The organism is Salinispora vitiensis, assembly GCF_000378825.1.
Classification (GTDB): Bacteria; Actinomycetota; Actinomycetes; order Mycobacteriales; family Micromonosporaceae; genus Micromonospora; species Micromonospora vitiensis.
In genome coordinates this window covers 614,681-628,776 of sequence record NZ_KB900388.1, presented here as the reverse complement: position 1 = coordinate 628,776, position 14,096 = coordinate 614,681, and the positions used below count along the sequence as shown (strand labels likewise).

At 68.7% G+C, this 14,096-nt stretch carries 12 protein-coding genes; 9 read left to right on the top strand and 3 right to left on the bottom strand.

Annotated features, from left to right (window positions below):
• The first annotated feature begins 6 nt into the window (after nucleotides 1–6).
• Complete coding sequence (locus SALPAC2_RS0102920; RefSeq protein ID WP_018215136.1) at nucleotides 7–1,647, top strand: hypothetical protein; 1,641 nt, start codon at nucleotides 7–9, stop codon at nucleotides 1,645–1,647.
• An 80-nt stretch (nucleotides 1,648–1,727) separates the two neighbouring features.
• Here SALPAC2_RS0102920 and SALPAC2_RS0102915 read toward each other — a convergent pair whose 3' ends face one another.
• Nucleotides 1,728–2,069 (bottom strand): HIT domain-containing protein, encoded by a 342-nt coding sequence (locus SALPAC2_RS0102915; protein ID WP_018215135.1) that lies wholly within the window; start codon nucleotides 2,067–2,069, stop codon nucleotides 1,728–1,730.
• Nucleotides 2,070–2,227: 158 nt separating this feature from the next.
• Nucleotides 2,228–2,869 carry a hemerythrin domain-containing protein gene (locus tag SALPAC2_RS0102910; RefSeq protein WP_223874136.1) on the bottom strand — a complete coding sequence of 214 codons (642 nt, stop codon included), beginning with the start codon at nucleotides 2,867–2,869 and terminating at the stop codon, nucleotides 2,228–2,230.
• A 214-nt stretch (nucleotides 2,870–3,083) separates the two neighbouring features.
• Between SALPAC2_RS0102910 and SALPAC2_RS0102905 the strand changes: the two genes are divergently transcribed.
• Nucleotides 3,084–3,728, top strand: coding sequence for a response regulator transcription factor (locus SALPAC2_RS0102905; RefSeq protein ID WP_026184350.1), 645 nt, complete (start codon nucleotides 3,084–3,086; stop codon nucleotides 3,726–3,728).
• On the opposite strand, the gene SALPAC2_RS0102900 is transcribed toward SALPAC2_RS0102905, so the two are convergent.
• A complete protein-coding gene (locus SALPAC2_RS0102900) occupies nucleotides 3,713–4,978 on the bottom strand; it encodes a sensor histidine kinase (RefSeq protein WP_018215132.1) in 1,266 nt (421 codons plus the stop codon). The two genes, SALPAC2_RS0102905 and SALPAC2_RS0102900, sit on opposite strands and share 16 nt — an antisense overlap.
• Nucleotides 4,979–5,151: 173 nt before the next feature.
• Between SALPAC2_RS0102900 and SALPAC2_RS0102895 the strand changes: the two genes are divergently transcribed.
• The 7 genes from SALPAC2_RS0102895 (at nucleotide 5,152) to SALPAC2_RS0102870 (ending at nucleotide 14,084) form a co-directional block, all read left to right on the top strand.
• Nucleotides 5,152–7,350, top strand: coding sequence for an MMPL family transporter (locus SALPAC2_RS0102895; protein WP_223874135.1), 2,199 nt, complete (start codon nucleotides 5,152–5,154; stop codon nucleotides 7,348–7,350).
• 98 nt (nucleotides 7,351–7,448) lie between these two features.
• On the top strand, nucleotides 7,449–7,676 hold the full coding sequence (locus SALPAC2_RS24345) for a hypothetical protein (protein WP_027657336.1): 228 nt from the start codon (nucleotides 7,449–7,451) through the stop codon (nucleotides 7,674–7,676).
• 2 nt (nucleotides 7,677–7,678) lie between these two features.
• Nucleotides 7,679–8,161, top strand: a complete 483-nt coding sequence (locus tag SALPAC2_RS0102890; RefSeq protein ID WP_018215130.1) for a Clp protease N-terminal domain-containing protein — start codon at nucleotides 7,679–7,681, stop codon at nucleotides 8,159–8,161.
• A gap of 670 nt (nucleotides 8,162–8,831) precedes the next feature.
• Nucleotides 8,832–9,959: an aromatic ring-hydroxylating oxygenase subunit alpha gene (locus tag SALPAC2_RS0102885; protein ID WP_018215129.1), complete on the top strand. Its 1,128-nt coding sequence runs from the start codon at nucleotides 8,832–8,834 to the stop codon at nucleotides 9,957–9,959.
• On the top strand, nucleotides 9,956–11,314 hold the full coding sequence (locus SALPAC2_RS0102880) for a flavin monoamine oxidase family protein (RefSeq protein WP_018215128.1): 1,359 nt from the start codon (nucleotides 9,956–9,958) through the stop codon (nucleotides 11,312–11,314). The genes SALPAC2_RS0102885 and SALPAC2_RS0102880 overlap by 4 nt, the downstream gene beginning before the upstream one ends.
• Nucleotides 11,311–12,222, top strand: coding sequence for an LLM class flavin-dependent oxidoreductase (locus SALPAC2_RS0102875; protein ID WP_018215127.1), 912 nt, complete (start codon nucleotides 11,311–11,313; stop codon nucleotides 12,220–12,222). Before SALPAC2_RS0102880 ends, SALPAC2_RS0102875 begins: the two co-directional genes overlap by 4 nt.
• Nucleotides 12,219–14,084 (top strand): non-ribosomal peptide synthetase, encoded by a 1,866-nt coding sequence (locus tag SALPAC2_RS0102870; protein ID WP_018215126.1) that lies wholly within the window; start codon nucleotides 12,219–12,221, stop codon nucleotides 14,082–14,084. The genes SALPAC2_RS0102875 and SALPAC2_RS0102870 overlap by 4 nt, the downstream gene beginning before the upstream one ends.
• Nucleotides 14,085–14,096: the final 12 nt, after the last annotated feature.

The following is a 14,096-nucleotide window of genomic DNA, read 5'->3' as shown; positions in this document are numbered from 1 at the left end:
GGCGACATGGCGAAACTGGGTTCCCGTAGCGGCAGCCAGATCCTGCGTACCTTCCTGCCGGAGCAGACGGTTGACCTGCGCGGCGACATCTACCGGGTGCGCGAGTGGTCGGCCCCGAACCCGATCGAGATCGACTCCGACGTCGTACGGTGGAGTCTGTTGACCGAGATCGGCGCGTGGACCGCCAACGACACAGACGGCGGTATGGCCGGGGAGTTGCTGCGCCAGGTACCGGTGGAGGTCGTAGAGCTGGATGAACGCCGTGGCGTGACGGTCGAGAGATACCCGCGAACCTGGCTGTGCCGGTGCTGCAAGCGCATCGGCAGGTCCGCGGAGGAGCGCTGCAGGTGCGGCAACCGGAACTGGGGTCAGCTCCACTTCGTCGGCGTGCACGAGTGCGGAGCAATCACCGAGCCCCGGATCCGGCGATGCCCGCAGCACGACGACGTACGGGTGGTCGTGCCCAGGAGCGCCAAGGCCGCGGACATTCGCTTCGTCTGCCCGGTCTGCGCCACCCCGACGATGCAGGGGCTGGGTTTCCACCAAAAGTGCGGGTGCGGTACCGGCACCGTGCGCTGGACCGTGCACAAGGCCCGCATGGTCTATGTGCCCCGGGGCGTGGTGCTGATCAACCCAGGTCGGCCCGAGCATCGGGAGAACCTCAACCTCACCGGAGGTCCGCGTAAGGCGCTGATCTGGGTGGTCGAGGGTTTGCAGGTGGTCACGCCCGCCGAGCCGGCTGGCCGCTCGGCCGAGGCCGGTGATCACCCGGTCGACCGGCTTTCCCCGGCCCAACGTGCGGTGGCCGAACGGGAGGCCGTCGACATCGCGATGGCTCTGGCCGAAAGTCGGACACCGACGACGGCATTGCGCCTGCCGGACCCCGGCGACCCACTCGAGCAGCGCTATCGGGAGAAGTACCCACCAGCCCTGCGGCAGGCCGGCATCGACGGGCTCGACCTAGTCGACCGGTTCCCGATCCTCAACGCCATGTACGGCTACACGCGGGGGAAGGACGATCCGTCGAAGTGCCGGCTGGTGCCGTTCCGGCGCAGGCGGGGCGGCTACCGGCTCTACGGCAACCTCGCCGAGACCGAGGCGTTCCTGATCCGGCTCGACCCGATCCGGGTGGCGACGTGGCTGGCCGGTCGCGGTCACCGGTTAGCGGGATGGACGCCGGAGTACACCGACCCGGTCCTGGCCCGGGTCGCCATCCTGGAGTCAGCCGCGATTCCCGCTAAACGCGACGATCCGCGGGTCGAGTCGACCGGGGCCGACGTGCTGAAGCTGATTCACACCTACGCCCACCGACTCATCCGGCAGACCGCCGTCTTCTCCGGCATCGAACGTGACGCGCTCAGCGAGTATCTCGTGCCCCACCATCTCGGCTTCTTCCTGTACCCGGCCGCCCGGAGCGACTTCGTACTCGGCGGCATCCAGGCGGTCTTCGAGTCGAACCTCGACGACCTGTTGACCGCGTTCGTTACCGCAGAGCACCGTTGTCCACTGGATCCGGGGTGCGGGATCGGCAGTGGGGCCTGCGCGGCCTGCATGCACCTGGGTGAACCGTCGTGCCGATTCTTCAACCTGTTCCTGGACCGTGGCGTGTTGTTCGGGCGGAACGGCTACCTGCGCCACTCGACCTGATCCCCCGACGGCCGTCGGCACCACGACGGCGAACAACCACCACTGATCAGCTTGCGGGCAGACCCGGACCGCTCGCAGCCCTATGCCAGGTCGGGCCGGAGCGGCGGTCCACTACAGACGTGGAAGTGCAGGTGTTTGGAGTCCTGGTACCGGCCCAGATTGGTTAGCACCCGGCAAGCGCCCTGCTCTCGCTCCACCCGGCCGGCAACCTGACGAACTACCTCGAGAACACACTGCAGGAGATCCACGCTGGCATCGCCCAGGTCGACCAGGGACGGCACGTGCCGCTTCGGCACCACGACGATGTGTACCGGCCAAAAGGGCCTGGTGTGCTCGAAGGCAAGGACCTCCTCGGTCTCTGCCACCACGGTCACCTTGGTTCGGCCGCTGAGCGCTTCGTCGCAATAGAAGTCCTCGGTCATGCACACCCTTCCTCACGACGATCTGTTCGCAACTCACTTTTGATCTTCCAAGGCGGTGACCGTAACACCCGGATCAACCAAGATGTGAGCCCTGACGAAGCGCGGCCGCATCACCGGTCCGTGAAATTCCGCTCGGGGGGACTCGCCAGCCCGGCGACTCAGGCCCGCGCCCCGAAGGCCAGTCGCCGTTGTCTTCTCAAGCTGCCCCGCATCAGCAAGGCGATCGGCGCGGCCGGCAGCGCCTTGCGCTCCTCGGGGCGGGCAGCAGACGCCATCCAGGGCGGCATGAACCCGAGGCTCCACTTCGGCGCGGATCGCACCATCGCCCGGTCGAGCGTCTTCCACTCCCGATCACCGAGCACGGGCTTGAGCCGTCCAGCAAGCTCCCGCTCCTCGTCTGCGGTGTGCGTCAACAGCGCCTGACCCAGGGCGAGCCCCACCTCGGCCAGTGCCGCGAAGGCGTCCTCACCCCGCTGGGCGTCGGCGAGTAGCTCCCGTGCCCGCTCCAGCAGGCCCGCCAACTCGTCGTGCTCGGTCGTCATCAGCTCGATCGCCTCCACCGGAGCACCACGCGACCGCAGCATCGGCCAGAACACCTCGTCCTCGACCTCGTGGTGGTGCGCGATGAGTTGGAAGACCCGGTCACCGTAACGACACAGGGCCTTCGCCTGCACCGGATCAGGCCGGTCGGCGAGCGCGCGGGCCGCGTCGCTGATCTGCTGGACGTCGCGCACCATGGCCCGATGGACGACGACCATGACCTGGTACCCGGATGCCGTGGTATCCCCCGATGTACTCACGTTCCCTCCCTTAGAAGGCGTCGACGTGCATCGCAGTTATGCTATTCCGCCGGCGCAGCACCGGTAGCCGCTTCACATCGAAGACTACGGTTGTCGTGGCACACTCCGTCGGGCGTTGTGTTTCGGAATGTTCCGGTCGGCTCCTTCCGGACTCGGCCCCATGGTCGGTTGTGCGACGATGCGAGCGGATAGCTCCTCGAGAACGGGTGTGGATGTGCGGCTGGTCCTGGGAGAGGATCTTGCGTTGCTGCGCGACGGGTTGATTCGGTTGCTGGAGGCCTCCGGCTTCGACGTGGTCGCCTGTGCGGACAATGGACCGGATCTGAAGGCCGCGTTGATCGAGCAGCGCCCTGACGTCGCCGTCGTTGACGTCCGGATGCCGCCGAACCACACCGACGACGGGTTGCGGGCAGCCATCGAGGCTCGGGGCGTGGTGCCGCGGCTGCCGGTGCTCGTGCTCTCGCAGTACGTCGAGCCGCTGTACGCGCGGGAACTGCTCTCCGACGGTGCGGGCGCGGTCGGCTACCTACTCAAGGATCGGGTCTTCGATGTCGCGCAGTTCGTCGAGGCGGTACGGCGGGTGGCTTCCGGGGGAACCGCGATGGACCCGGAGGTGATCGCCGAGCTGCTCACCGGGCGGTCTCGGCACCGGTCTCTCGATTCGCTGAGCCCGCGGGAGCGGGAGGTTCTCGCGCTGATGGCCGAGGGGCGGTCCAATAGTGCCATCGCCGCTCAGCTGTACGTCTCCCAGAAGGCGGTGGCCAAGCACATCAGCGGCATCTTCATCAAGCTCGGGCTACACCTGTCCGACAGTGACAACCGGCGGGTGCTCGCCGTACTCGCCTACCTCGGCAGCTGAGCCCCCGCGATCGGCAACTCAACGATCAGACTGGTGCCGCCGCTGGCTCGCTCCCGGACGGTCAGCGAGCCGTCAAACGCCGCCAGCCGCCGCCTGACGCCCTCCAGGCCGCCGCCCGGTGCGAGCACCGCTCCTCCCCGGCCGTCATCGCCGACCTCCAGGTGCAGCCGGCCGAGTTCCCATCGCCCACGCACCCAGGCCCGGCTCGCGGCACTGTGCTTGACCGTGTTGGCCAGTGCCTCGGAGATCGTGAAGTAGACGGCGGACTCGATCGGCTCGCTCAGCCGCTCCGGCAGATCGAGTTCGACGTCGACCTGCAGCGGCATCCGCATGGCCAGGGACTCCACCGCGCCGACCAAACCCCGGTCACTGAGCACGGGTGGGCGGATGCCCTTGATGAGCGAGCGGAGTTCGGTGATCGCCTGTGCGTTGTGCGCCCGAGCCTCGGTCAGCAACGGCCGTACGGTTGGGTCGTCGCCGATCAGGCTCTCCACCATGCCCAGGCTCATGCCCAACGCGACCAGGTGTGCCTGGGCTCCGTCGTGCAGGTCGCGTTCGATGCGCCGCAACTCGTCGGCCTGCGCGTCAACGGCCTGAGTGCGGGTGGTGGCCAACTGCTCCACGCGCTCGGCGAGCAGCCACCGTTCGTCGGGTTGCAGCATGGCGGCGGTCAGCCGGCCGTACCAGCGCATGACCACTGGAGTGAGCAGCCAGCACGATCCCAGGTAGAGCAGACCCCACGGTACGCCGATCGTGATCGCACCGCGGACGTCCTGGACCGTTGCTCCAAACGGGAAATCCAGATGGGCGCCGGCCGGCAGCATGCCCCACAGCAGCGGCAGCGTCACGCCGAGCAGACCGGCGCCGAAGGTCGCCACCGGCACTGTCAGCAGCACCAGCCCGGCGGTCGCATCGACGAACAGCCAACGCAAGTCCCGCCAGCTGGCCGGATCGCGCAAAACGGTGCGAAACCGAGCCCACCGGTTGGCCGCAGGCAGGGGACGGTACCGCCGTTCGACGGAAATGCCCAACTCCCGGGCGGCGAACCGGCGTCGGCTGTCCGCCATCGCCCGAGCGGCCAGGACCGCACCGGTGAACAGCGGCACGGTAACCCAGAGAACAGCGAGCGTCAGCGTGGTCATCGCCCAGGTCAACACCAGAACCTCGACGAGCGCCAGCGCGACGAGAACGAACGCCCAGCCGAGCAGGCGCCAACGGATGCCGGCCGAATGCGCCAGATGAGTTGCCATGGCGCTGATTATCCGGATGCCCGAAGGCACGGGAAGTGGACTTGAGTCCACCCCGAGGTCGAGGACATGGCACCACCGCGGTCTGTCCCTGCGGCGCACCAGAATCTGACCTGTCCGGCACACCGCGTTGTCGAATCCGTTGCATCCCGTCACCTGCCAGGAAGGTCGAGGTCTTGACGAAACGACCCGTAACCGTGCGACTCGCCCGGTGGAGCGCTACCCATCCCTGGACGGCCATCGCCGCGTGGGCCCTCTTCGTGATCGTCTGCCTCGGGGCGATGTCCGCCGGCTTCACCATGGCCAGCCAGACCGAACTCGGCCAGGGTGAGTCAGGACGTGCTGCACAGACCCTCGACGACAAGTCGATGGTTGCGGCCGTCGTGGAGAACATCCTGATCAGTGCGGAGCCACACGCAGCGGATCGGGCTACGGCGGCCCAGGCCGCCGTAGCGGTGCGGGACCGGATGGGCGCACTGACGGAGGTGTCGTCAGTCGGCGAGGCGGTCCCGGCGCCAGACGGAAGGTCCGTGCTCGTGCCGGTCACCGTGGCCGGTGACCCGCGAACCGCCGACCAGCGGGTCCAGCCGCTACTCGACGTGGTAGACGCCACCCGCGCCGAGTTCCCGGGGCTGCGCTTCGACCAGAGTGGCCCGGCCTCGATCCAGGCCGGCATCAACGCGCAACTCGGTGCGGACTTCGTCAAAGCGGAGCTACTCAGCATCCCAGTCACGCTGATCATCATGATGGTGGCGTTCGGCGCGATCATCGCCGCCGGCGTACCGGTGCTACTCGCGCTCACCTCGGTCGGCGCCGCGATGGGCCTGTGGGCGCTGTGCTCCACGTTGCTGCCGGACCCGGGCCAGGTACCCAACATGATTCTGCTGATGGGGATGGCCGTCGGGGTCGACTACTCGCTGTTCTATCTCAAACGGGCCCGGCAGGAACAGGCCCGTGGCAGGGACAGGGTCGATGCGATCGAAATCGCCGCAGCCACGTCCGGGCACTCGGTCGTCGTTTCGGGCCTCGCGGTGATCGTCGCCATGGCCGCGCTGTATCTGTCCAACGACCTCATCTTCAGCTCGCTGGCCACCGGCTCGATCCTAGTGGTGGCGGTCGCGGTCGCGGGTTCGCTGACCGTACTGCCGGCCCTGCTCGCCAAGCTCGGCCCGTGGATCGACCGGCCCCGCGTGCCGATCCTGTGGCGTCTCAACGGCCGGAACAACAACCCGCGATGGTGGCCGGCCCTGTTGCGTCCGGTGCTGCGATACCCGGCCGTCACGCTGGTGCTGGCCGTGACCGCACTGCTGGCCATGGCCTACCCGGCGCTGGGTCTGCAGCTCAAGTCCGCCGACATCGACGACTACCCACGGTCGATCGCGGCACTGGACTCCTACGATCGGCTCACCGACGCATTTCCGGCCAAGGGCACCAGCCACGAGGTCGTCGTCACCGCCGACGCGAGCCGCGCAACCGAGGTGGCGACGGCGCTGAGCCGGCTCACCGAGCGGGCGCAAGGCTCCGACCTGTTCGCAGCCCAGCAGGAGCCACAGCTGCGGACATCCTCGGACAACACCGTTCACGTGATCAACCTCGCGACGCCGTACCCGGCGAACTCCGACGAAGCGGAAAGCTCGGTGCACCTGCTGCGCGACGACCTGCTCCCAGCCACCATCGGCCAGGTGCCTGGCGCGCGCAGCGCCATCGGCGGTGAGGTACCGAACAGCATCGACTACTCAGCCAACGTGGCGCAGAAACTCCCATGGGTGGTGGGGACGGTGCTGCTACTCACCCTCATCGTCATGATCGTCTCGTTCCGCTCGCTGGTCGTCGGCCTCGTCGCACTCGTGGTCAACCTGCTGTCCACCGGCGCCGCGTTCGGGCTCCTCGTGCTGGTGTTCCAGAACGAGTGGGCCGAGGGTCTCCTCGGCTTCCAGTCGAACGGGGCAATCGTCAGCTGGATTCCCCTGTTCCTGTTCGTCGTGCTCTTCGGACTGTCGATGGACTACCACGTCTTCGTGGTCAGCTCGATCAAAGAGGTCGCACAGACCGGCGTGGACATCCGAAGAGCGGTCTCCGAGGGGATCAGCCGCTCGGCGGGGATCGTGACCAGCGCCGCGGTCGTCATGGTCTCCGTGTTCGCGATCTTCGCTACGCTGAGCCTGATCGAGTTCAAACAGCTCGGCTTGGGCCTGGCACTGGCCGTACTTCTCGACGCGTTCGTCATCCGCGGCGTCGTCCTGCCGGCACTGATGACGCTGCTGGGTCACCGCAACTGGTGGCCGGCGAAAATACCAGCCGCTCGCGCAGAGCAAGTCGCCCTGATCCCGCCAGTTACGGATACGGACCGCAAGGTCAATGCTCACCTAGCCTGACGCCAGTGGAACGCCTGACCGGATCGTCGTACCGGAACCGGCCTGGTCCGAGCAACTTCGGTTGACTATTTCATCGCTTGTCAACTAAGGTTGCTTGCATGTCGGTTGAAGTCCAGCACTCAGAGGATCCCGGCGCCGCACTCGCCGCCGTCACGGCATTACGGCGCCTGGCTGACCAGCTGGAAGATTCTGCCGTGGAGCGGGCCATGCGATCCGGCTGGAGTTGGCCGCAGGTTGCGGAGGCGCTCGGTGTGACACGGCAGGCGGTGCACAAGAAGCATGCCAAGCGGCTCGTTGCTGCCGGCGTCGCGCTGAGGAGGCGTTGACCATGTCCACAACAATTCGCAGGTACGTGCAGGCCGTCGTCGACCAGGCCGGGATCGAGGCCCAGAGGGAAGGTGCCACAACCATCGAGGCTCAGCACCTCCTCCTGGCAATAGCCACAGAACCCGAGGCGAACACGCAGCAGGCGTTGAGCGCGGCTGGTCTCGACTACGAGGGCATTCGTACCGCTCTGCAGCGGGAATTCGAGCAGAGCCTTGGCGTGGCCGGGGTGTCGCTCGCTACCTCCGACATGACGACTCGTCCCGGGGCGGGCCACGCCCGCCCCACCAAGCTCGGCGCCTCGGCCAAACTGGCCCTTGAGCGGGGCTTGGGTAAGCGTCGGGGTGAGTCGCGACCGCTGCACTTGCTGCTCGGCATTCTGCAGGCAGAGAAGGGCACCGTGCCGCGAGCGCTCGAAACCGCCGGGATCAACCAGTCCGAGCTCACGATGCGGGTGATCGAGCAACTCACCGTCCACGATGACTGACGAGCGCCCTGGCTGTTGTGCGCAGACGACAACAACGAGATCGTCGTGAGCCAGGCCGCGGAATCGGCAGTTAAGCGGCATCGATGGTGCCGGCGATCGATCAGGGATCTTGTTGCAGGCACCGGTGACCCGGTTCCACCCAGGGGTTGATCATGCTGCACACCCGTCGCCGGCCCCCGTTACCGGCCCGCGAGGAGCCATCGGCACCTGGATGATCACCGAGGGTAACGCCCGCCGCTATATCGCCGCGATCCGGAGCGTCCGCCCCCACTCGCCATATTCTTTACCTTGCCGGAGCCCTGCGGTCAAGGCTCCACAACGAATTATGACGAGTATTACATGCCCTTCTAGGCAGACTCACAATGGTAAATAATCATCCCAACTTCATGGCCACGCACCAGGGGAGGGAACCACAATGTGCTGGCGGCGGGCCGAACTTTACGAACTTGGCAGATCTACCCCATACCCCGAGTAGTGACTTCTCACGCAATCACCGATTCGGTGCTCAAAATTTCGTGTAGCTGAGCGCGACCGGCCGACCCGGCGCGCTCAGTGCTGCGCCATTCCTTGACTGTCGACCCGTCCCGACATAGGTGAAATATATATGCGCTCGATGCTGCCCAAAAGTGGGGCACCATCCAATTTAGCCAGATCCGGAACAATCGATCAAATGATCGCCGATATCCAAGATGCACGCGCTTTACCTGGTCTCGCCTACACGTCGAAAGACCTGTTCGGCTGGGAGCTGGAGCGATTCTTCGGGCAGGGTTGGCTGCCGGTCGGCCGGGTCGCCGAGTTCGCCGAAAAGGGCACCCAGGCCGCCGTCATGTCGGCCGGGCGCAACATCCTGATCGCCGGCACCGGCGACGGGGTGAACGTCTTCGTCAACGCCTGCCGCCACCGTGGGCACGAGCTGGTCACCCCCACCTGCACCGTCCGGCGCGCCCAGGTCTGGTGCGCCTACCACGCCTGGGTCTACGGGCTGGACGGCGAGCTGCGCCGGGCGCCGCGGTTCGAGGACGCCGCCGGGCGGTACCCGCAGGGCATGGGCCTACTCCCGGTCCGATCCGCCGAATGGAACGGATGGCTGTTCGTCAACCACTCCGGGGACGCGGACGACTTCGGCGAATCCCTCGGCAATCTCACCGATATTCTCGCGCCCTATCATCTCGGCACCCTCACACAGGTCGGCACCGAGGTCTACGACGTCCACGCCAACTGGAAACTCCTCGTCGAGAACTACCTGGAGTGCTACCACTGCCCCAGCACGCATCCCGAACTCAGCAAGGTCCAACGAACCGTTAACGGCGAGGGATTCGCCAGCACCGGGATGTGGCTCGGCGGTTCCCTTGATCTCAAGAACTCAGCGGCGAGCATGTCCCTCGACGGAAAGGGCCCGGAGTGGACCTTTCCTGAGCTCGACGAGAACCGGGCACGACAGGTCTGCTACTACGCGGTGCTACCCGGTCTTTTCATCACCGCGATGCATGATTACGTGGTCACCCATCGCCTCGACCCGGTGGCCCCGGATCGCACCCGGGTGATTTGCGAATGGTTCTTTCCGGAAGAACTGCTGACCAGCACCGGGTTAACGCCGGATTACGCGATCGATTTCTGGAAGACCACTAATCAGCAGGACTGGGACGCCTGTTCGTCCACCCAGCGCGGTGTCTCCGATCCGCGGTACGTCGCCGGCCCGCTCGCCTCACACGAGGAGGAGCTCCACACCTTCGTACGGGCATTGGCCGACGCGTACCGCAACGACCGCCGACTTCGTCCGCTATGGACAGTAAGGTGACCGGTACGCGAATCCGGACCGGCGTCGTCGTCGTCGGGGCGGGTCTGTCCGGTCTGTGCGCCGCGGAGGCTCTCGCCGCGGACGGGCACGACGTCGAGGTGCTGGAGGCATCCGACCGGCTGGGCGGACGCACCCGCACCGAAACGGCGCCGCTCGGACTCGAACTGGACTGCGGCGGTGCGTACCTCGGGAACCGGCACACCGAGGTCCGGCAGCTGGCCGACCGGCTGGGCGTGCCGCTCCAGCGTACTGTCGCCCCCGGCGCCGCGCTGTTCGACCTGTCCGGTCGCCGGTACCGGGACGACGACGCCGACGCGCCCTTCAACGCTCTGGCCCTCGGTCTCGCCCTGGACCGCATCGAAGAGCTGGCCGAGGCGGTCGACCTCCACTCGCCCGGTTCGTCACCGGACGCGACGCAGCAGGACCGGACCACCGTCCGCGGGTGGCTGAGCACCGAACGGATGCCCTCCGCGACCACGTTGCTGATCGAGCAGATCGTCCGGGAGATGCTGGCCTCCGAGCCGGACGAGGTGTCCCTGCTCCACTTCCTCTTCTACGTCAAATCCGGCGGCGGTCTCGACTTCCTCACCGCCTTCACCGGCGGCGCCCAGGAGTTCCGCCTGGCAGGTGGAGCCGCCGGACTCAGCGAACGGCTCGCCGCCCGGCTGGACCGCCCGGTGCGGACCGGTCACCCGGTCCGCCGTATCTGCGGCACCACCGGCGGGATCCGGGTGGAGGCCGACGGCTTCGTCGCCGACTGCGAACGGGTCATCCTGGCGATCGGCCCAGCACAGGAACGAGCCCTCGAAGTGGCGATCCCGGGCGCGGCCGCCTCGCCGGTGCCGGCATCCGCCGGCGGCTCGGTGGTGAAGATCCACCTGGTCTACCGGACGCCCTTCTGGCGCGACAGCGGGCTCAGCGGCTGGGTCACCGCGGACCGGGCACCGCTGCGCTTCCTGGTCGACGACTCCAGCGGGCGCAACGGCCTCGGTGTCCTGGTCGGATTCCTGACCGGGGCCGAAGCCCGGGCCTACCGCGCCGGCCGGATCACCTGGGCAGACCTCACGGCCCGGCTGGCGGACTGGTTCGGACCCCTGGCCCTGGCGCCCGTGCACGTCACCGCGCAGGACTGGCAGCGGCAGCCGTGGGTTCAGGGCTGCTACGCGGCGGTGCCACACCCCGGCGCCTGGCTCGACGCCCGATCCCCCGGCGACCCGGGCGGTCCCCTGCACCGGGTGGGTGCAGAGCATTCGCCAAACTTCTTCGGCCACCTCGAGGGCGCCGTCCGCTCGGCCAACGCTGCCGTCCGGCGGATCCCCCGCCCCGCCGGATCCGGCGAACGGGTACCGCGGTGAGCGCTCCGGGCGTCCGGCACGGGCTCCTGCTCCCGAACGCCGGCTACTACGCCGACCCGGCGCGGCTGGTCGAGGTCGCGGTCCGGGCGGAGGAGTCCGGCTGGGACGGACTGTTCCTCTGGGACCACCTGATGTTCGCCCGCGAACTGCGCCTCCCGATGGCCGATGCGTGGACCGTCGTCACCGCGATCCTCGCCCGCACCACCCGGCTGCGCAGCGGCCCGTTGATGACCCCCCTGGCCCGGCGTCGGCCGTGGAAGGTGGCCCGGGAGGCGACGACACTCGACCACCTGTCCGCCGGGCGGCTGGTGCTCGGAGCCGGACTGGGCGCCGAACCGGACCTCGACTTCGGGGCGTTCGGCGAACCCACCGGGCTGCGGACCCGGGCCGCGAAACTCGACGAGGCGCTGCGCGTGCTGTCCGGCCTGTGGCGCGGGACCGAGTTCAGCCACACCGGCGAGCACTACCGGGTCGACCGGGCCACCTTCCTGCCGACGCCCCGCGGCACCGACCGGCACGGCCACCCGGCCGTCACGATCTGGAGTGCCGCCACCTGGCCCGCCGCGCGGACCGGAGCGCTGCGCCGCGCCGCTCGGTTCGACGGGGTCGCCCCCATGGTCCGCGACGACCGCGGGCACCTGCGCGGCCCGGAACCGGTGGAGCTGACGGCCATTCTGACCCGCCTGGCCGAACTGGCACCCGAGCAGTCCCCGGACCACCCGTACGAGGTGGTCGCCCTGGACCGCAGCCGGCCCGGGACCGGGCAGGCCGCCGACCGGACCGGCCTGCTGGCCGCCGCCGGGGCGACCTGGCGCATCGAGGCGTTCGACCCCTGGCACCGATCCCCCAAGGAACTGACCGGCTGGCTCGACACCGGCCCGCCCGACAACGATCGGAGAGCAGTATGACCGTCACGTCGCCGGCTGGTCCACGCAGCGCGGACCCGAGCCCCTGGCCCGAACCGATCCGCTCGTGGAGCGGGCACCCCGACCCACCGGCGCCCGCCCGGTGCATCCACGACCTCGTCGCGGAGGCGGCCCGCCGCACCCCGGACGCGGTGGCGGTGTCCAGCGGCGTAGACCGGCTGACGTACGCCGAACTGGACGCCGTCGCGACCGCGCTCGCCGCACACCTGGTCAAGCGCGGAGCCGGACCGGATCGGGTGGTCGCGGTGCTGGCCAGACGGTCCCCGCGGCTGATCGTCGCGCTCCTGGCCATCCTCAAGGCGGGCGGCGCGTACCTCGTCCTCGACCACGACGCCCCGCCGGCTGCCCTCGCCGCCCTCGTCGCGGACGCGGACCCGGTGCTGCTGCTGGCCGACCCGTCCCTGTCCGGCGCCGCCGGCGCATGCGGTGCACCCGTAGCCGACCTGGACCGGCTCCTCGCCGAACCGGTCACCGACCCGGTGCCTGCCACCCCGGTCACCCCGGAAGACCTGGCGTACGTCAGCTACACCTCGGGGTCGACCGGCGAGCCGAAGGGCGTGTGCGTCCCGCACCGTGCGGTCGCCCGGTTGGTGCAGCAGCCGGACTGGGCGTCGTTCACCGCGGACGACGTGTTCCTGCAACTCGCGCCGGTCGCCTTCGACGCGTCCACGCTGGAAATCTGGACCCCGCTGACCCTCGGGGGCCGGCTGGCGATCCACCCAGCCGGCCGCACCAGCCCCGACGCTCTCGCCGAGGTCCTGACGGACGAGCAGGTCAGCGTGCTCTGGCTGACGGCCGGCTTCTTCCACCACATGGTCAACTCCCGTCTCGACGCCCTCGGCGGCCTGCGGCACCTGCTCGCCGGTGGGGACGTCCTGTCGCCCGACTTCGTCGGTCGTCTGCTCGCGGCGCACCCGCACCTCACCTTCACCAATGGCTACGGTCCGACCGAGAACACCACCTTCACCACCTGCTGGACGGTGCACGGCCCGGCCGCCGTCGACGGGCCCGTCCCGATCGGGCGGCCGGTCAGCGGGACCGGCGTGGCGCTGCTGGACGCCGGGCACCAGCCGGTCCCGGTGGGCGAGGACGGCGAGTTGTACGCCTTCGGCGACGGCCTGGCGAGCGGCTACCTGGGCCGCCCGGAGGCGACCGCCGAGAAGTTCCTGAACCTGCCCGGACCGGATGCGACCCCGGTCCGCATGTACCGCACCGGCGACTTGGCCCGTTGGGAGCCGGACGGCATCCTCACGTTCCTCGGCCGCGCCGACCAGCAGGTCAAGATCCAGGGGTTCCGGGTGGAACCGGGCGCGGTCGAGGCCGCCCTGACCCGGCTGCCGGAGGTGAGCAAGGCGGCGGTCGTCGCGCAGGCCGACGACGACGGCACCAAGCGGCTGCAGGCCTTCGTGGTTACCGCCCCGGACGCACCGGCCGGAACGGCCCTCGCCGCGCACGTGCAGGACCGGCTCCGCGAGACGCTGCCGGCCTACCAGATCCCGCACACGGTCACTGCCCTGGACGAGCTGCCGCTGGGGCCGACCGGGAAGGTTGACCGGTCCGCGCTGCACGGACCCGCCGTGGCCGGCCGCAACTGCACCGCCACCTTCCGGGGCCCGCGGGGAGAGCTGGAGTCCAGTATCGCCGGGATCTGGTCCGAGCTGCTGAAGGTCGACCCGGTCGGCGCCGATGACGACTTCTTCGAACTGGGCGGCCACTCGTTGCTCGCGGCACGCGCCCTGCACGCGATCCAGCGCGCGCACGGCGTCCGGCTCACCTACTTCGACCTGCTCGAACAGCCCACCGTCGCCGGTCTCGCCGCCGCGGTCGAGGACGCTGACCGCTGACCTTCCACGCCC